We start from the raw sequence: 18,916 nt of genomic DNA on the forward strand, positions 1-18,916 counted from the left end.
TAGATTGCATAATCCGTTCACCGTCACAAATTTTTATGCTCTTACTAACAATGGTGCTATACTCTTCGCTATAAATCAACAGCTTTTTTGATTTATTACAGGATCCGTTCAAAAAAAGAACAGTACAGCGGATCACTCCAACCTGTACTGTTCCCATTTATTTAACTGAATTAATCAGCTTTTTTCTTTTTCTTACTTGCTTTTTCACGTTCATTTTTGTTCAGGATCTGTTTACGCAGACGAATACTTTCAGGTGTTACTTCGCAATACTCATCTTCATTTAGAAATTCTAATGATTCTTCCAAAGTCAACAGCTTAGGACGTTTGATAACAGAAGTTTGATCTTTATTCGCTGAACGAACGTTTGTCATTTGTTTTGCTTTTGTAATATTTACAGTCAAGTCATTGTCACGGTTATTTTCACCGATGATCATACCTTCGTACACTTCAGTACCAGGCTCTACAAACACTGTACCACGTTCTTCAATACTCATGATACTGTAAGTAGTTGCTTTACCTGTATCAATAGAAACCAATGCGCCTTGATGACGTCCGCCAATTGTACCTTGAATCATTGGCAGATATTGATCGAAGGTGTGGTGCATGATTCCGTATCCTCTTGTCATAGAAAGGAATTCTGTTGTATAACCAATCAAGCCACGTGCAGGTGCAAGGAAAATCAGACGAATCTGTCCATTCCCAGTATGGATCATATCCTGCATTTCACCTTTACGTTGACTCAATGATTCAATGATACTTCCCATATATTCTTCTGGTGTATCGATTTGAACACGTTCAAACGGCTCGCATTTCACGCCTTCAATCTCACGTTCGATAACTTCCGGACGGGATACTTGCAGCTCATAGCCTTCACGACGCATATTCTCAATAAGAATAGACAAGTGAAGCTCACCACGACCTGAAACAGTCCAAGCATCTGGAGAATCTGTAGGGTCAACACGTAGAGAAACATCTGTTTGAAGCTGAGACATCAAGCGTTCTTCGATTTTTCTAGAGGTAACAAATTTTCCTTCTCTCCCGGCGAACGGTGAGTTGTTTACAAGGAAAGTCATTTGCAATGTTGGTTCGTCAATATGCAGAATTGGTAAGCCATCTTGATGATCGACCGGTGTTACAGTTTCACCAACAAAGATATCTTCCATTCCGGAAACAGCAATCAAATCGCCGGCTTTCGCTTCTTCGATTTCAAGTCGTTGTAGACCGAAGAAACCGAATAATTTCGTTACACGGAATTTCTTCACGCTGCCATCAAGCTTCATCAAAGCAACCTGATCGCCAACTTTTACTGTTCCGCGGAAGACACGGCCAATACCGATACGTCCAACATAATCGTTATAATCAAGTAGTGAAACTTGGAATTGTAAAGGCTCATCGCTATTATCAACTGGAGCAGGGATGTGCTCAATAATTGTATCAAAAATCGGGCTCATTGTTTTTTCTTGGTTTGCAGGATCATCTGACAAGCTTGATGTTCCATTGATTGCTGAAGTGTAGATTACTGGGAATTCCAATTGGTCTTCATCAGCACCTAATTCGATAAATAACTCAAGCACTTCATCTACTACGTGCTCTGGGCGCGCAGAAGGCTTGTCGATTTTATTTACTACTACGATTGGAGTCAAATGCTGTTCCAATGCCTTTTTCAATACAAAACGAGTCTGTGGCATTGTTCCTTCATAGGCATCAACAACCAAAAGAACACCGTCTACCATTTTCATGATACGTTCTACTTCTCCACCGAAGTCCGCGTGTCCAGGTGTGTCCATGATATTGACTCTTGTTCCTTGATAGTCAACAGCTGTATTTTTCGCCAAGATCGTAATCCCACGTTCTTTTTCAATTGCATTTGAGTCCATCGCACGTTCCTGTAATTGCGTATGTCCATCTAATGTATCTGATTGTTTCAATAATTCGTCTACTAATGTTGTTTTTCCGTGGTCAACGTGGGCAATAATTGCGACGTTACGGATATCATTTCTATAATTTACCATTGTTTGCTCCTTATCCATTGCTTACTGTGCCTGTTCATCTAAATCCGACTGTTTATTATAACAAATTTTTTTCATGAAATATAGTCTAAAGTTTTCATAAACCATGAAAACCTCAGACTATTTCGCATTTTTTTGTAAATTGAGGTCTTTTTCTCTTAGAAGCTGCCGGTTTTCTTGAACATTTCAACGATTTCTTGATGTGCATCCGGCTGAGCGGCAATAAAATGTTCTCGTTCATCAAACGAAAGACTTTCTCCTGTGAGTGTTGTTGCACGAAATCCAAAGGCTTCAATCAGTGCCATACCTGGTGCGTAATCCCACGGTGCAAGATTTGACACATAGGCAATATGATTCCCTTTTAGCAAAGCGATCATTTCCAAGCCAGCACAGCCGCTGACCCGAATGCCCATACTTGCATTAGCTATCTCTCTTGACCCATGGACATTTTCACCAAACATGTATGCGTTGAATCCTAACAATCCGTCACTAAGCTTGGAAGGCTGAGGACATTGCAGCTTCTCTTCGTTTCTGAAAACGCCGATTTCTTTACCGCCCCAATATAGCTCGCCACGCATAACATCATAAACAAAACCAAGCTTGCCAACGCCATCTTCAAAAATCCCGAGCATAATACAAAAGTTTTCCTGCTCCATCACAAAGTTCATCGTGCCATCGATAGGATCGATGATCCATACACGTCCGTCCATAGAATCAATCGTATTGTAGCCCGTTTCTTCTCCTAATATTTTGTCATTCGGATAGACCCGCTGAATTTTTTGTATCAGAAGCTGTTGGGTTTCTTCATCTATGTTTGTCACTAAATCCGTTCGATTTGATTTTTCTTTGATTTCCAAGGTATTGTTCAAGCTCGTTTTAATAAACTCTCCTGCCTCGTTCAACCAGTTTTTTACTTCCTCCACATTTACGATCTGCATGTCCTTTATCTCCCTATCTTTAATCTGCCTGTCTCTCTTTTCTTGGCTTCCTGCACTGTTCGATACAAGGAATAACCAGAAGCTTTTTCAAACTCATTGCCTAAGCGTTTTTCTTCACCAATGCTTTTGACAACTTGCTTAAATTTTTTGTAGGCGTCTAAAAACGCTTCTGTTTGAATACCTGATTCATTTGCCTGCTCTAACGCAGACCATAGATTTGTCACAATCACCATCTCTTCTGTTGTCCAGTCTAAATCTAATGGATATTGATAATCTTTCATAGTTTCACCTCGTCTCTTCTAGTGTAGCACAAGTAGAATAGAGCTGAAAGTATTCGCCTATGAATCTCTGCTTGTTCGCTTACTCTTCCAGCTGTCATAGATTGGCAGCACGACTCTTCCTTTTTCTAATGTTATCTCCTGCGCAGCATAGATCCCACTATTTCCTGAACACATGTAACTGATAATACAGATCATCAAAAGAAAGACTGCCGACTGACTGCCAAATAGCTCAACACCCATAATAAAGCAAGCAATTGGTGTATTGGTTGCACCTGAGAAGACTCCTATAAAACCCAATCCAGCTAAAAATGGTACTGAAAGCTGAAGGAGTGGCGCAAGCGTACTGCCTAGTGTCGCACCAATTTCAAACAATGGTGTTACCTCACCACCTTGATACCCAGCACCTAGTGAAAGAATTGTAAAGAACAACTTTCCGATAAAATCAAAAGGCTCGGCATTTCCTGAAAAAGCATCTGTTAGTAAAGGTAAACTCAGTCCCAAATAGCGTTGTGTGCCTAAAAACAAAGCAGCAGCAACGACTATCGCACCACCAAATATATTTCGTAAAACCGGATTTGCTATCCAGTTACTATAGGTTTTCTTTAGAAAAACAATAGATCGACTAAAAACCCAGCCAATCAAACCAAAACAGATACCGGCTAAGACTATTTTTAAAAAGACCTGAACAGACCACTCAGGTACAGCCCCCATCGCGTAATGCGTGTGGCTCACTCCATACATTTCCGTAACAATATTCGCAAAAAAAGCGGAAAAAAAACTGGGGAAAATTGCTTCTGAGCGAAGCTTTCCTAAAGCAAGTACTTCCAGTCCGAAGATCGTTCCTGCCAATGGAGTGCCGAATACCGAGCTAAAGCCGGCACTAATACCGGAAATAAGGATGATCTCACGTTCATAACCAGATAAACGGAAACCTCTTCCGACAGAATCAGCAACAGCTCCACCCATTTGAACAGCAGTACCTTCACGACCTACAGAACCGCCAAACAAATGCGTTGTGATTGTTCCGAATAACGTCAATGGAATCAAGCGTAAGGGGATTGTTTCGTCTCCACCGTTCGCCTGACGAATAACTAAATTGTTTCCGCCAGCAGCATTTTTCCCATAGTGGGTGTACAGATACGCAAAAATTCCTCCACTAACCGGCAACAAGAATAACAGCCAGCGATGTGATTCACGATAAGCAGAAACCCATGCTAAGCTATTTAAAAAGAAGGCTGATAACGACCCCATAATCCCTCCGATTATCAATGCGATAATCATCCATTTCCCCATATAGATTCCTGTCAGAAGTAGTTTATTTTTTCTATCCATACTCTTTCTCTCCCCTTTTAAGCAAAATGAAAACGCCTACCAAACGAGAGGTTCTTCCCTTGTTTGGTAGGCGTCATCAATTTATTCCTCAAAATAAATATTTATCGGCGAACACCATCGCCCTCATAGACTATTTAACTGAATCTAATTTAGCATAAAGCCAATGATTAGACAATCGATATACCTCAAAATTTCTTCTAGAAAAAAACTGAACTTATTCTTTAGTCCATCAACTTTTTCAAAAAACAATTATACAGCGAACCACTCGGACCATTCACCCAAAATTTTAACACGCTTTTTCACTCCGTCTTCTGCTCTAAGAGAGTATGCAACCTGTATTGCACTTCGGGTATTCAACTCACGATGAGTAATCGCCCAATGGTTCCCGTTCTTTGGAGAATTTAAGGTTTCCATATTTGCCCAATACTCTCCATTTCCACTGATTTCATCCAAATCATGTATAACAATTGATTGTGTATAGTTTTTCGCCAAAGTTCCTTCGCTAAGCGAAATTCTATTGTCACGAATCGTCAAAATTCGCTTATTATTTGCGTAATCCTGAAAAGCAAAGGTGATACCATTATCCGTATTTTTTAAGGCAAACATTCGGGCAAACAGCTTATCATCCAATTGAAACCCTAATCCAAGATACCTCATATTTCCACTAGCCAGAGTTTTCGTATTCAAATTGAAATCTACTGTATAATCAATTGTCACACCATTTTCTACTTTCGCAGAAAGGTCAGTTAAATCTTTTGTAACTAGCCCTAGATCATGCCCTAAATTCGCTATTTGTGCATCACATGGCGTATCTACCGAAGAAGGCACATAGAGAAAATCAGCAACCTGTCTTTCTTGAGTGCCATGTCCATCAACAGGGCGATTAATCAGTCGGTTTCGAACAACCGTTTGTGCTGAACCGCCACCATCAAGCATGTATAAAAACTGAATTTTCCTTTCTTTTATCAGCATTTCAGCAACACTCACTGCATTCATGCCTGGCTGTTCTTTCATTCTCCCATTGCATGTAAAAAATCCTATTCGACCATTTTCATATTGATAAATCAGTTGCAATGGATTTATTACCTCTGGAGCTGTTACAATCGCATAATCATCCAGTATCTTTTTGTCAACCAGCTTTCCATCCAACACAAGAGGGCAAAACCCTATCAGCGATTCAGTCAAACCAAAATCTAACAATTCTTTCGCCGTTTTCTGTGGCTCATGGGCTGATAAATTTCCATTCCCATCAATGCCTAAATACCAACGATTCAAATTATTGGGTAATTTATCAAATACTACCTCTCCTTCATGAATATTTATCCCTCTTGGTTGTAATAACCCTGTTGAAGTAATTTGTGCTGTCGATGCGTTGGTAACTAAACTCGTTGCATTTCTTCCAGCAAACCCTCGAGCAGTTTCTCCACTGTTCATCCCAGGTTTATCATAAGCAAACCCCCGTTGCAATCTTTCATCCGTTTCAACTAAAAAATATTTTGTTCCGTTTTCAGCTTCAAACATTTGTACATCAATATTCTTAAATGGTTTTTCGTTACTACTACTCATTTATATTTCCTCATTTCTCTTTTGATAAAATGAGTATATAAGAATATGCTGTACCAAAACTCCCAAAAAACTGGCTTTTTCCTCTCACTTTACAAGAAAAAAACATTAGAATCTACTTTCCTAACAAAAAAAATTCAGAGCAAAAGAGGGGGTCTCTGCTCTGAATCGTATAAACTTTATTGGACAGGTTCTTTACTGAAACGCTGTTGCCACTTTCCTCTTACAGAAGCAAAAAGCGGTGTTGATGCTTCTTTGATTGCGCAATATTTGTCAACCATTGTAACAATGTAGCTTTCTTTGTATTTTGGCGGAGCAATCGTTGCCCCCCACATATGTTTGATGATGATATCACGTTCCAAATCAGACAGCTCAGTCAGCTTTTCTGCATTTTTCACGGCAATTCTCGGGTGCATGTATGCATGAGAACCTTCATCAAATTTTGTTGTACGCCAATCATAATAGAACAGGTCATGTAACAACCCTGCTCTTGCTGTCGCACGAGCATCACCATTCCATTTTTTAGCCAGCTTGTAACTGTAATAAGAAACACTGATGGAATGTTCTAAACGTGTTGAATTCATATGCTGAATATAATTCCCTAACCTTTGCACTTCCTCAGTTGCTAGTAAGTCTTCTACATAAGACATGTATTCTTTATCTTCAGTCCATTTTTCTGTCATAGATATGGGTGCCACCTTTTATAAGTAGTTAAGCGTTAAGCTTGTGAAAAGTATAGCACCCTTTTTTTAAAAATTCTAGATTTTTTATAGGACGTAAACAAAGCTTAATATTTGTAATCAAAGACGTTGACAGATACAATCATACCAATTTTCAAACAATTGTTATTTATTTTGCCAAAGCCATTTCAATGCTGCTTTTTCTACATTTTTCACAAACTCATCTTTAGCATCGCAGTATCCCTCAATATCTTCAGGATTCGCCGATGCAGCCAAAAATTTTACCTGCCCATATTCTTCAGCAATTTCCGGATGCACACGTAAATAATCCCGAAAAGCTACATGGCGTCCTAGCTCATAGAGACTATCATATTGATACGCATGAATATGATGGGTATGCTTATCGCCACCTTTCGGATAGTACCTACGCCTAGCCAGTCCATATTCTCCCCAGCTTTCATACCCCAATTTCAACATCTTCGCCTGATGCTCATCCAGTGCTTCAATATTGCTAACAACCAACGCCATATCTATGACCGGCTTCGCTGCCAATCCAGGCACCGACGTACTGCCAATATGCAACACCTCAATAACCAGCTCCTTTGGAAAATTCTCTAAAAGCTGCTTTCTCTCTTCTTCAAATTGCTTCGGCCACATGGGATCATACGAAACCACTTCAATCTTTCGAACCATACCTTTCCCTCCTAAAAAAATCGATTATTACAATATATCATGTAACACCAGAGGGAGCAATGGATTTTTACATTCTGATCACTTAATAAATCTGATTCTATCGGTTTCTGAGGGGAGCTGATCCCGTACGATCTGCCAAGTCCCATTCCGATAAACTTCATATTGTTCAAACAGAAAAGGAATACCTTTAGAAGTAGCAATGTCTTCACTATCCATGAGCTGAAAATGGAGATGGGGTGACGTCGAATTACCTGAGTGACCTACTTTTCCTAAATAGGTCCCCTTTTCAATTTCTTGATTCTCCGTCACAGCAATCGAATCTTTTTGTAAATGCGCAAAGGCCATATACCCTTGCTTTCCATATTCAATGACAATAAAATTCCCAGCAATTTTGCTATACGCATCCCTTTTTTCATTAAAGAAAAGAGCATTTTTTATCGCTATGATTGAATCGACTAACCAATGAACAATTCTTCGTTCACGAACCCCATCTTCCACCATAATCACCTTGCCATCACAAGGTGCATAAATAGGCTCTCCCCAACAATAACAATCTTTCAAAGGCACACCAAACAGTAAATATCGAATTGAACTAAGTTGATGGAAAGGTTTTGATTTCTTTTTATAATTAACCTGTAAAAAATCAACTGCATACCTCAAGCCCAATCGGTTTGTTCCATGGCTAGGTATTTGCTTTTTAGGCGTCGTCGGTGTTTGCCATTCTCCGCGCAAAGGAAATTCAATCACAACAGGCTTTCTATTCATTTCTTTCCTCCTCACGACTGCTCATAGTTCTCTTTGTAATAAACGCTGCTCAAATCATCAAAATACGTATCGATCTCCTCAATTACCTCACCATAATCAATACTGTCTCGATCAGTTCCTCTTATCTTTAGCAAAAGCTGCTCAGTAAAACCAATATTCCCCCAAAATATCAGTTCCTTGTATCGCTTAAGCGTTATCCCTTCACGAAATTTCGATTCATCGATTGACTGAAACAGTGTATCGTAGCACAACAGCTTCTCATCTTTTGCTTTTTCCTCTAGCTTCTCGTTAACTGCTTCAGATTTGGTTACTTCTGATTGTTCATTGAATTCAAAAATCCAAGGATAGGTTTTTCTCAACTCAATTTGCAAAACATATGATTGCCGTAATCTCTTAAAAAGATCCTTTTCAGAAAAATCCATTTTTTCCACATAGTTTTTATTGAGTTGATTCATACAGTAACCAACAAGGTATAGAAAAAACTCTTCCTTATTCTTCACATAATGAAACATCAGAGCTTTAGAGATTTCAGCTTCTTTTGCAATGATATTCGTAGATGCTTTGTCATATCCATTTCGCGCAAATTCTTTGAAACCAGCATTTATTAAGGACAATTTTCTATCTGCTTCTAAATTTTCTATCATTACTGACCTCCCTCCTTTTAATCAATATTATGGGAAAACCTACCTCATTGACCTATCAGGTAAATAAGATTATACACTCGTTTACCTAATAGGTCAACAAGTGCTTTATACTACACAGCAAAAACAGGACAATCATCATCGATTGTCCTGCTTTTTTGTCTAACTACAATTAGCAATTCAGAACTGCCTAAGCTACTTGTATGCCTGCTTCTGTTTATTTCTGTGACTGAAAGTGTGCCATTGCCTGTTTCACTTCTTCAATCGCTTCTGGCTTCAGATAAGAGAAAACCTTCTGATTGAACTCAGCGAAAAATTCAGGTGTCTGTCCGCCAGTGGCTGCTTTTTGAAAAGCATCTGCCAACACCAGCTTCATTTCCTCCATATGCTCCTCTTTGGAACGTTCCAGCATAAACTCATAGAATTTTACTTGACCTGCGTTCATTCTATTCCTCCATCCTTTTTCAATCCTTCTCTTAATACTATCTAATTACATTTCATCCGGTGCATGCAGACCTAGAAGACGTAGATCTTCCTTCAACAGAACGGTCAGAGCATAAACTAAGGCTAAACGTGATTCCTTCTGCTCATCGTCCACGAGAATCTTCACATGTGCATAATACTTATTAAAGGCTTGTGCCAGCTGAATTGCATGCTTCGCAATAACAGATGGTTCATATTTTTCTGCTGCTTGAAGTACTGTATCAGGAAATTTCTGCAACATCTTAACAATTTCCCAACTCTCTTTGTCATCTAAATGATAGTTAACTGATGCATCAGGAGTGAAGTTGCCTTTTCTTAAAATACTCATCGCACGAGCATGAGCATATTGAACATAAGGGCCTGTTTCGCCTTCAAATCGAACGACTTCATCCAGTACAAAGTCAAAGTTGTTCAAACGATCATTTTTCAAATCATGGAAAATAACCGCGCCGATCCCTACTTGCTTCGCTACTTCTTCACGATTTTCAAGTGATGGGTTCTTTTCAGCGATTTGTTGCTCCGCCGATTGAACAGCTTCATTCAGCACTTCTTCCAACAAAACGATTTTCCCTTTACGTGTGGAAAGCTTCTTCCCACCTTGTGTAATCAAGCCAAATGGAATATGGTGCATATCATCTGACCAGTCAAAGCCTAGCTTCGTCAATACAGCCTTCAATTGCTTGAAATGGACAGTCTGTTCATTTCCTACAACATACAAGGATTGAGCAAAGTTATAGGTTTTCTTACGGTAAAGAGCAGCAGCCAGATCTCTGGTAATGTACAATGTTGCTCCATCTGATTTACGAATTAATGCCGGATTCAAATCGTAATCAGTCAGATCAACGATTTCTGCTCCTTCATTTTGCTTCAGTAGGTGTTTTTCTTCGAGAAGAGTGATTACTTCATCCATCTTATCGTTGAAAAAGGCTTCCCCATTGAATGAATCAAAAGTAACACCCAACATATCATAGATTTTGTTGAATTCTGTCAAGGATTCATCTCTGAACCATTGCCAAAGCTGAGTCGATTCTTCGTCGCCCTCTTCCAGCTTCTTGAACCAAGCTCTTGCTTCGTCCTCCAGCTCAGGCGCTTCCTCTGCTTCTTCATGAAACTGTACATATAAACGCAAAAGCTCGGTAATTGGTTCTTTTTGAACAGCTTCTTCAGAACCCCATTTTTTATAGGCAACGATCAATTTCCCAAACTGTGTGCCCCAATCGCCTAGATGGTTGATTTTTACTGGTTGATAGCCAATTTTTTCAAAAATAAAAGCGATGGAATTTCCGATAACGGTTGAACGCAGATGCCCCATTGAAATTGGCTTAGCGATATTCGGAGAAGACATATCGATTGTCACATTGCTGTTGTTACCGATCGAAGCATCTCCATAATGATTTTTCTGTGTAACGATTTCTTTGATAACCGCACCACTGACTACTTCTTTATTCATGAAGAAGTTTAGGTATGGACCAACAACTTCGATTTTTTCAAAGGAAGAGGGATCGATTTTTTCTGCCAAGTCAGCCGCTATTTGCTGTGGCGCTTTTCGGAAAATCTTCGCCAGTGAGAATGCTGGAAATGCAACATCTCCGTGATCAGATGACTTAGGATTTTCTAGCAACTGTACGACTTGATCAAGGGACAAGTCATCCTTAACAACAGCATAAATTGCTTCTGCGACGATGTTTTTATTGTTCATAATTGACCTCCTAAAAATAATAATAAAAAAAAACGCCCCTAACCATCGATAATACGATGATTAGAGACGAGAAATTCCCGCGGTACCACTCTACTTATCTGCCAATTATCCAGCAGATCTGCTCAAATCTGATAACGGTCGATCGACCGGCCATTTAGGCTTCAACAAAGTGCGCTTCCCTCTACTCAATCATTTTCGGCTTCCACCCTCCCGAAATCGCTACGATGATTTTAAGTACGGTACTCTCTTTGCGTATTACTTATCTATCTTTCGTGAGTATATCAAAATTTTTCTGGTTTGACTAGTGATTCTGTAATTATTTCATTTTCCTCACTTCATTGTAATATAAAAAGTGCTCACTAGGAGGTATAACCTGTTTCAAGAAAGTCGCACCAATAGACTACTTATAGATTTTCTCTATAGTTGCGGCTAAAGCAATAAGCTAAAAACAAATCCAGTGAACAGATAGAAAAATACTACTGCTCTTTTCTATACGGGATCTCCCACTCATTTTCTGACGATACAATCCCCTGCTGCCCATAAACGGTAACATCTACAGCTGCTCCTTCTTCCAGAGAAAGACAGATTCTTTCTTTATCAATCGTAATATGCAACAAACTGCCTTGATACATAACTGAGAAATGACAATTACTCCATTTTTCCGGCAAGCGCGGTGTCAGCTCCAGAAAGTCTTCTCGAATCCGCAATCCGGCAAAACCAAAGACCAGGCCTAAATACGTACCACCCATATTGGCGGCATGAATGCCATCCTGCGTATTGTGGTGGGAATTTGTGATATCTATTTTGGATGATTCGTCGAAATAGTGATAGGCCTTCTCTACCTCTCCGATCTGATTCGCTACAATACTAAATATACAGGAGGACAAAGAAGAATCATGTGTCGTACGTTTTTCGTAATAGGCGTAGCCTCGTTTGAGTGCCTCTTCATCAAATGCTTGATCGTGCAGAAAATAAGCCAGTACTAAATCTGCCTGTTTACACACTTGGTGTCTGTACAAATAGAGCGGATGATAATGTAACAATAATGGAAATTTTTCTTTTGGTAATTCTTCGATTGGTAAAATCGGTTTTTCCAAGAAACTGTCATCCTGTGCATGGATCTGCAGTTCATCTGAATAGGGTAGATACATTGCATCCGCTGCTGCTTGATAGGCGGTCATTTCCTCATCTGTCACGCCAAGCTGTTCAATAAATAGCGCATTTTTTTCTTTTAACAATGGGTAGAGTTTTACCAGCCAACGCAATTGGTATTGAACAGACTGGTTGGTGTAGTAATTATTATTGACCACACATGTATATTCATCTGGTCCCGTCATGCAGTTAAGAACGAATCGTGTTCCTTCATAATGCCCAACATCTAGCCAAAGACGACTAGTTTCAATCAGAATTTCACCACCATAGTTCAACAAGCAGTCGATATCTCCCGTCGCATGATAATACTGGATGATTGAATAGGCAATGTCGCTATTGATATGGTATTGGGCTGTTCCTGAAGGATAATACCCGGAGGACTCTGTTCCGGAAATGGTCCGCCACGGGAATAGTGCACCTTGTTTATGTCCTAATGTTCGTGCATTTTCACGAGCTTTATCCAAAATCATATAGCGAAATTCAATCAATTTGCTGGCAATTTCAGGATAGGTTAAGGTAAAAAAGGGCATCATATAGATTTCCGTATCCCAAAAGTAATGGCCTTCGTATCCTTCTCCACTCAATCCCTTCGCTGCAATATTAGAAATACCATCTTTTCCAGCTGACTGAATCAAACTGTACAGGCTATAGTTTAGCGATTCATTGAGTAGCGGATCGCCGCCAACGGATAGCTCGGCCCGCTGCCAGAATTTTTGTAGATACTCTTCTTGTACTCGATACCACTCCATCAACGTTTTTTCGCGAACCTTAGCCAGCAGATCAGCACCAGCCTTTTCCAACTCATATCTTCTTGAATCTATGAAGAGGCTGTATTTGATTATACTCGCTGTTTCCCCCGACTTTATTTGACCATCATAGACAACAGAGATACTTTCACTTTCTTCAACTGCTCCTAGTTCTAACTGAGGGGAGGCTTCATGAAAAACGAGTGTTTGAACTGCGAGGTTTGATGTTTTTGTCACAGCAGTGATTTTGGAAACGGCCTGTTCTTCTTCATAAATCGTCTCTGCAACAGATAAATAGTCCTCGGTTTCCGCAGCCATCCTCGGGTCATCAGGGTTCACAAAATTATGTGCTGTCCCATGGTGCTCAGACACAATAGAGAGAGTTCCTTCAAAATCATGGGAGGTTATCTTTATCTCTATCGTAAACAATGGCAGCAACACAAAGGATGTCATTCTACGATAGCTGACAGTCACTTCCTTGCCTTGCTCATTCTTCCAGATAAATTGACGCGAAGCAGTTCCTTTTTCCATGTCCAATACACGGCACATCTCACGAACACCTTGGCTGAAAGCAGTCACTTCTTCACCATCAAGGTACAGATGCACGCTCTGAGTATCAGCCACATTCAAGATGACCTCTTTCTTGTTAGGAAATCCATACAGCTGTTCGGCCTGTTTCATTTCTGCAACATCATAAACACCATTGATATATTGCCCTCGGCTGGAAATATAGTCCATTGGATAGCCCTCTTCGAAATTACCACGAACGCCAATATAGCCGTTGGCTGTATGAAAAAGGGTTTCTTGAAGTCTCAACTCCTCGTTGGTTAGAGGAAAATCCTTCTTGATCATTTGCTTACTCATTTCTGTACACCTCTCTCTTCTTTGGTTTCAGTGTACCATTAGCCAGCCTTCGATTTCTTTCTAAATCTTCTTCTATTTATGTCGATTTCTTCTCTTCATTTGATATTCCTTTGGAGTCATTTGATAGGATTTTTTAAAACTATGAATATATGAATGAATACTGGTAAACCCATTATCAATTGCAATATCAGTGACTGTTTTATCCGTTAATTGAAGCTCATTGATCGATTTTCTCAAACGAAAATCAAGTAAATATTGATAAAAACTTCTTTTCATCGTCATAGTAAAGAGCTTAGAAAAATAAGACACCGAATATCCAGCTGTCGCAGCAGCCTGTTCTAGTGTTAGTGGTTGTTGATACGATTGCTCAATCAAGTCCAGTACCGTTGACAACCGTTCCTTAATCTCAAATAGTCGTGTTTCTTCTTCCACCGATACACGTGTCTCCCGATAGAGTTGCATGAGTAGCTTAAGTAGCAATGACACGATTTCCGCCTCATGATAGACCTCTTTCTGTTCATAAAGACGACCTATTTCTGTTATGTAGCCTATCAACTCAGCTTTATTTTTCTGAACCAAAACTGGATCGAATTTTCCTTTATCATGCTCCGGGAACCATGCTTGAATGAAATCAGAAGGAATCAGCAAGGTAATTCCATTCATTTCGTCATTTGATGCAACAGCAAATATCTGGTGGATTTCCCTACTATTAATCACTGTTAGATCCCCTTTTTCCATCACCTGTTTGTGTCCTTCTACTTCAAGACCAACTCTTCCTGACGCCACAAATAAGATTTCCACGCTTCGGTGCCAGTGGACGGGCGAAGTTAGTTCTGGTCCATTGAGCTGTTGGTTCCATATTTTTATCGGCAGCAGAGGGTTGTCACTCTGAACATATTCATGGATCGCCATTTTTTCACCTCTTGATCTATCATTCCAATTCTCTTAATAAGTATAACTTATTTGATTGAAAAATGTTTTATATCTCTAAATTTTTTGAAGCGAGTAAGCCGATCTGTATGCTTAAAAATTGAGTCATCCTTACTTTTATCTTGCACAATTTAAAACGCTTCCTTTTCCACTTGAAATCATTCAGTAAATGTTTTACAATATATTTACTAAATAATTTACTGGAGGTTTTTTTATGGAAGCACAGCTGCAGCAAAACTATACAACACAATTCGGCTCAGAAAATGGACAGGCATACTTCGCTCCCGGACGGATCAACTTAATTGGTGAGCACACCGATTACAATGGTGGCCATGTTTTTCCAGCAGCGATCACAATTGGCACTTATGGTATCGCTGAAAAAAGAGACGATCGCAAGATTCGCCTTTATTCTGAAAATTTTGCAGCATTGGGCATCATCGAATTTGATCTGGATGATTTATCTTACCAAAAAGAACATGATTGGACGAACTATCCCAAAGGCATGATTCGTTATCTGCTCGAACAAGGATTGCCGATCGATCATGGTATGAATATTCTATTTTATGGAACAATCCCTAACGGTGCCGGACTCTCCTCTTCTGCTTCCATTGAATTATTGACCGGAGTGATTTTAAAAGATTTGTTTGATTTAGATGTAGATATGCTGACGCTTGTAAAAACCGGAAAGCGTGTTGAAAATGAGTTTATTGGTGTCAATTCAGGTATTATGGATCAGTTTGCTATTGGTATGGGGAAAAAGGACCAAGCAATATTACTAGATACCAATACATTAAAATATGAACTGATACCTGCTGTTTTTGGTGATTATGTGGTTGCTATCATGAATACCAACAAACGAAGAGAACTGGCAGATTCCAAATATAACGAGCGACGAGCGGAATGCGAAGAAGCTTTACGCCGCTTGCAAACACAGTTAGACATCCATTCTCTTGGCGAATTGGATGAAGCAACCTTTGAAGAAAATCTACAGTTGATTGCTGATGAGACTTTGATCAAACGGGCAAGACATGCCGTGACTGAAAACCAACGAACGATGAAAGCGAAAAAAGCCTTGCAAAATGGTGATTTGACAGCTTTCGGTCAATTATTGAATGATTCCCATCGATCCCTTCAAATGGATTACGAGGTAACAGGTATTGAATTGGACAAGTTGGTCGAAGCTGCTCAAAAACAACCAGGTGTTCTTGGCGCGCGTATGACTGGTGCCGGTTTTGGTGGCTGTGCGATTGCGTTAGTAAAAGAAGATGCATTGGATACCTTTATAGACACCGTTGGAAAAGAGTACCAAGACGCGATAGGCTATGCCGCAGACTTCTATAAAGCACATATTGATGATGGGGCGAGAAAGCTATAATTCTATGATACACTAATTAAATAACCTTTAATTACATCTACCGAAGACAAGTTACGCTCTTCTTTTAGTAGATGAGGTTGTGACAGAAGTGGTCAGCTTCAAGCAATAAGGCGGAAATTCCGAAAATTGTCCCATAAATTTTTGCGAATTTTCGACTTATTGTCGAAAAAGCTGCTTCTGGAACACCGTTTATTCGGTTTAAAAGGGCTGAGGCATACTAATGTCTCAGCCCCAAACAATAACTATAAAATGAATGTGTAGGAGGAAAAAACATGACTGTTTTAGTTTTAGGCGGTGCCGGATACATTGGTTCCCATGCCGTACGTCAGTTGATTGAAAAAAAATACAGAGTTGTCGTTATTGATAATCTGTTGACCGGACATAGAAAAGCAGTACACCCTGATGCTGTATTTTACGAGGGAGACATCCGAGATAAAGTATTTATGGAACGTGTCTTCAAAAAAGAAGCCATCGACAGCGTGATTCATTTTGCTGCTAGCTCATTAGTCGGAGAATCAGTAGAAAAACCACTGAAATATTTCAATAATAATGTCTATGGGATGGAAATTCTTTTAGAGGTCATGGAAGCATATAATGTCAAAAAAATCGTTTTCTCCAGCACTGCCGCAACCTATGGAGAGCCTGATAAATCACCAATCGATGAAAGCTTTCCGACCAATCCCAAAAATCCTTACGGCGAAAGTAAGCTGATTATGGAAAAAATGATGAAGTGGTGTGATAATGCCTATGATATGCACTATGTTGCTTTGCGCTACTTCAACGTAGCTGGAGCTGCCGCTGATGCATCAATCGGCGAAGACCATACACCGGAAACACACCTAGTGCCAATTATTCTTCAAGTTGCTTTAGGCCAACGGGAACAGCTGTCTATCTTTGGTGATGACTACGAGACACCGGACGGTACGTGCATTCGAGACTATGTTCATGTAGAGGATTTGATCGCTGCCCATATTCTGGCATTAGAATATCTGGCTGCTGGAAATGAAAGTAATGTTTTCAACCTCGGAAGCAGTCAAGGGTTTTCCGTGAAAGAAATGCTAGATGCGGCTCGTGAAGTTACAGGAAAAGAAATCCCCGCAGTCATCGCTCCACGACGTGCCGGTGACCCAAGTACACTTGTTGCTTCCAGTGCAAAGGCGGCAGAAATATTAAAATGGCAACCTCGTTATACAAATATCAAAGAAATCATCGAAACAGCCTGGAACTGGCATACAAGTCATCCTAACGGCTATCAAGAACAGGAGTGAAACCATGTCAATCAGTCAGACAATCAAAGCTTTTGCTGATTTGGCTATTAAAAGCGGCGGCTGGAAAGAATTAGACCGCGTATACTTGGAAAACAGGATACTCGGGATGATCGGAGAAGATGCCCTTGATTCTACAGAGCAGCATGATACTGTTGCCGGGCTTGACCTCATTGATGCGCTGATGACACAAGCAAAGGACAACAACGTCATTGGCTCTCTACAAGCAGATTATGATATATTAGAGGCACAATTAACAGATTTACTGACGCCCTCTCCATCAGCTGTCAACGAACAGTTTTACCAGCTTTATAGCGACAGTCCTACAGCGGCAACCGATTACTTTTATCAATTATGCAAAAATAACAACTATATCAAAACGAAGGCAATCGCACAAAATATCGTATTTCCGACCGAAAGTGATTATGGGACTTTAGAAATTACGATCAATCTTTCCAGACCTGAGAAAGATCCTAAACAGATTGCAGCAGAAAGAAATAGCCTTTCGGTCGACTATCCGAAATGTCTTCTCTGCATGGAAAATGAAGGCTATAGAGGGCGAATCAATCATCCAGCTCGAACGAATCATCGAATCATTCGGATGTCTGTCAATGGTGAGCCTTGGGGATTCCAATACTCTCCCTATGCTTACTACAATGAGCATGCCATCATCTTATCCGAAGAACATCGCCCGATGAAAATCTCAAAAGAGACATTTCAACGATTGCTGAACATTACTGAGGTTCTCCCTCACTATTTCGTTGGTTCAAACGCGGATTTACCAATCGTTGGCGGTTCGATCCTTTCTCATGACCATTATCAGGGGGGACGTCATACCTTCGCTATGGCTGAAGCTGAAATTGAAGCCCCCTTTGTACTAAACGGATTCGAAACGATTCGTGCCGGTATCGTCAAATGGCCGATGTCCGTCATTCGCTTACAAGGAACACGTGTGGATGAACTGACTGAAGCAGCAGATTTGATCTTAGATAAATGGCGGAATTATTCTGATGAAACGGTTCAGGTCAGTGCCTACTCAGAGGATGGCACACCGCACCACACAGTCACACCTATCGCGCGTCGGAACGGTGAGCTGTTTGAACTTGATTTGGTGTTGCGTGATAACAATACCTCAGAGGAATATCCGGATGGTATTTTCCATCCTCATAAAGATGTCCACCACATCAAAAAAGAAAACATTGGATTGATTGAAGTGATGGGTCTTGCTGTACTGCCTCCTCGATTGGCCAATGAGCTAAAAGAGGTTGAACAGTTTTTGTTAGACCAAGAGCATGATATGGCTGATCACCACAAAGAATGGGCGGAGCAGCTAAAAGCAACACAGCCGATCACTGAAGAAACTGTTTCAACAATCATTCACGAGGCTGTCGGAAAAGTGTTTGAACGGGTATTGGTAGATGCTGGTGTCTTCAAACGAGATACGCAAGGACAGCAAGCATTTCAACGATTTATTGATTACTTACAGTAAAAGGGGGCGAA

General features: G+C 40.2%; 16 protein-coding genes and 1 riboswitch. Of the genes, 3 read left to right on the top strand and 13 right to left on the bottom strand.

The annotated features are described in order from the left end of the window. Positions 1 to 170: 170 nt before the first annotated feature. From typA to A5888_RS04950, 13 genes are all read right to left on the bottom strand, one after another. The gene (typA, locus tag A5888_RS04890) at positions 171 to 2,012 is read right to left on the bottom strand and encodes a translational GTPase TypA (protein WP_086348080.1); all 1,842 of its coding nucleotides are present in this window, start codon (positions 2,010 to 2,012) and stop codon (positions 171 to 173) included. Positions 2,013 to 2,167: 155 nt separating this feature from the next. Continuing rightward, positions 2,168 to 2,947, bottom strand: coding sequence for an inositol monophosphatase family protein (locus tag A5888_RS04895; RefSeq protein ID WP_086348081.1), 780 nt, complete (start codon positions 2,945 to 2,947; stop codon positions 2,168 to 2,170). Between the two features lie 5 nt (positions 2,948 to 2,952). Then, positions 2,953 to 3,228, bottom strand: coding sequence for a UPF0223 family protein (locus tag A5888_RS04900; protein WP_086348082.1), 276 nt, complete (start codon positions 3,226 to 3,228; stop codon positions 2,953 to 2,955). Between the two features lie 57 nt (positions 3,229 to 3,285). Then, complete coding sequence (locus tag A5888_RS04905; RefSeq protein ID WP_086348083.1) at positions 3,286 to 4,560, bottom strand: voltage-gated chloride channel family protein; 1,275 nt, start codon at positions 4,558 to 4,560, stop codon at positions 3,286 to 3,288. 60 nt (positions 4,561 to 4,620) lie between these two features. Next, positions 4,621 to 4,691: riboswitch (Fluoride riboswitch) on the bottom strand. Positions 4,692 to 4,809: 118 nt separating this feature from the next. Next, a complete protein-coding gene (locus tag A5888_RS04910) occupies positions 4,810 to 6,126 on the bottom strand; it encodes a phosphodiester glycosidase family protein (protein WP_086348084.1) in 1,317 nt (438 codons plus the stop codon). Positions 6,127 to 6,302: 176 nt separating this feature from the next. Then, entirely contained in the window at positions 6,303 to 6,806 is a 504-nt protein-coding gene (locus tag A5888_RS04915; RefSeq protein WP_086348085.1) for an HD domain-containing protein, read from the bottom strand. A gap of 162 nt (positions 6,807 to 6,968) precedes the next feature. After that, complete coding sequence (locus tag A5888_RS04920; protein ID WP_086348086.1) at positions 6,969 to 7,496, bottom strand: GrpB family protein; 528 nt, start codon at positions 7,494 to 7,496, stop codon at positions 6,969 to 6,971. A 78-nt stretch (positions 7,497 to 7,574) separates the two neighbouring features. Beyond that, complete coding sequence (locus A5888_RS04925) at positions 7,575 to 8,261, bottom strand: M23 family metallopeptidase (RefSeq protein ID WP_086348087.1); 687 nt, start codon at positions 8,259 to 8,261, stop codon at positions 7,575 to 7,577. 11 nt (positions 8,262 to 8,272) lie between these two features. Further along, a complete protein-coding gene (locus A5888_RS04930) occupies positions 8,273 to 8,905 on the bottom strand; it encodes a TetR/AcrR family transcriptional regulator (RefSeq protein WP_086348088.1) in 633 nt (210 codons plus the stop codon). A 214-nt stretch (positions 8,906 to 9,119) separates the two neighbouring features. Continuing rightward, complete coding sequence (locus A5888_RS04935) at positions 9,120 to 9,347, bottom strand: hypothetical protein (protein WP_086348089.1); 228 nt, start codon at positions 9,345 to 9,347, stop codon at positions 9,120 to 9,122. Between the two features lie 45 nt (positions 9,348 to 9,392). Next, on the bottom strand, positions 9,393 to 11,084 hold the full coding sequence (gene argS, locus A5888_RS04940) for an arginine--tRNA ligase (protein ID WP_086348090.1): 1,692 nt from the start codon (positions 11,082 to 11,084) through the stop codon (positions 9,393 to 9,395). A 476-nt stretch (positions 11,085 to 11,560) separates the two neighbouring features. Beyond that, positions 11,561 to 13,846, bottom strand: a complete 2,286-nt coding sequence (locus A5888_RS04945; protein ID WP_086348091.1) for a glycoside hydrolase family 65 protein — start codon at positions 13,844 to 13,846, stop codon at positions 11,561 to 11,563. Between the two features lie 72 nt (positions 13,847 to 13,918). After that, positions 13,919 to 14,758 carry a helix-turn-helix domain-containing protein gene (locus A5888_RS04950; protein ID WP_086348092.1) on the bottom strand — a complete coding sequence of 280 codons (840 nt, stop codon included), beginning with the start codon at positions 14,756 to 14,758 and terminating at the stop codon, positions 13,919 to 13,921. Positions 14,759 to 14,990: 232 nt separating this feature from the next. Here A5888_RS04950 and A5888_RS04955 point away from each other — a divergent pair, with 232 nt between their 5' ends. The 3 genes from A5888_RS04955 to galT all read left to right on the top strand — a co-directional run bounded on the left by A5888_RS04955 (position 14,991) and on the right by galT (position 18,905). Beyond that, complete coding sequence (locus A5888_RS04955; RefSeq protein WP_086348093.1) at positions 14,991 to 16,151, top strand: galactokinase; 1,161 nt, start codon at positions 14,991 to 14,993, stop codon at positions 16,149 to 16,151. 272 nt (positions 16,152 to 16,423) lie between these two features. After that, complete coding sequence (gene galE, locus A5888_RS04960) at positions 16,424 to 17,419, top strand: UDP-glucose 4-epimerase GalE (RefSeq protein ID WP_086348094.1); 996 nt, start codon at positions 16,424 to 16,426, stop codon at positions 17,417 to 17,419. A gap of 4 nt (positions 17,420 to 17,423) precedes the next feature. Further along, positions 17,424 to 18,905, top strand: coding sequence for a UDP-glucose--hexose-1-phosphate uridylyltransferase (gene galT, locus A5888_RS04965; RefSeq protein ID WP_086348095.1), 1,482 nt, complete (start codon positions 17,424 to 17,426; stop codon positions 18,903 to 18,905). The last annotated feature ends 11 nt before the right edge of the window (positions 18,906 to 18,916 follow it).

Origin of the sequence: Enterococcus sp. 9E7_DIV0242 (genome assembly GCF_002140975.2) — a bacterium.
GTDB lineage: Bacteria > Bacillota > Bacilli > Lactobacillales > Enterococcaceae > Enterococcus_L > Enterococcus_L clewellii.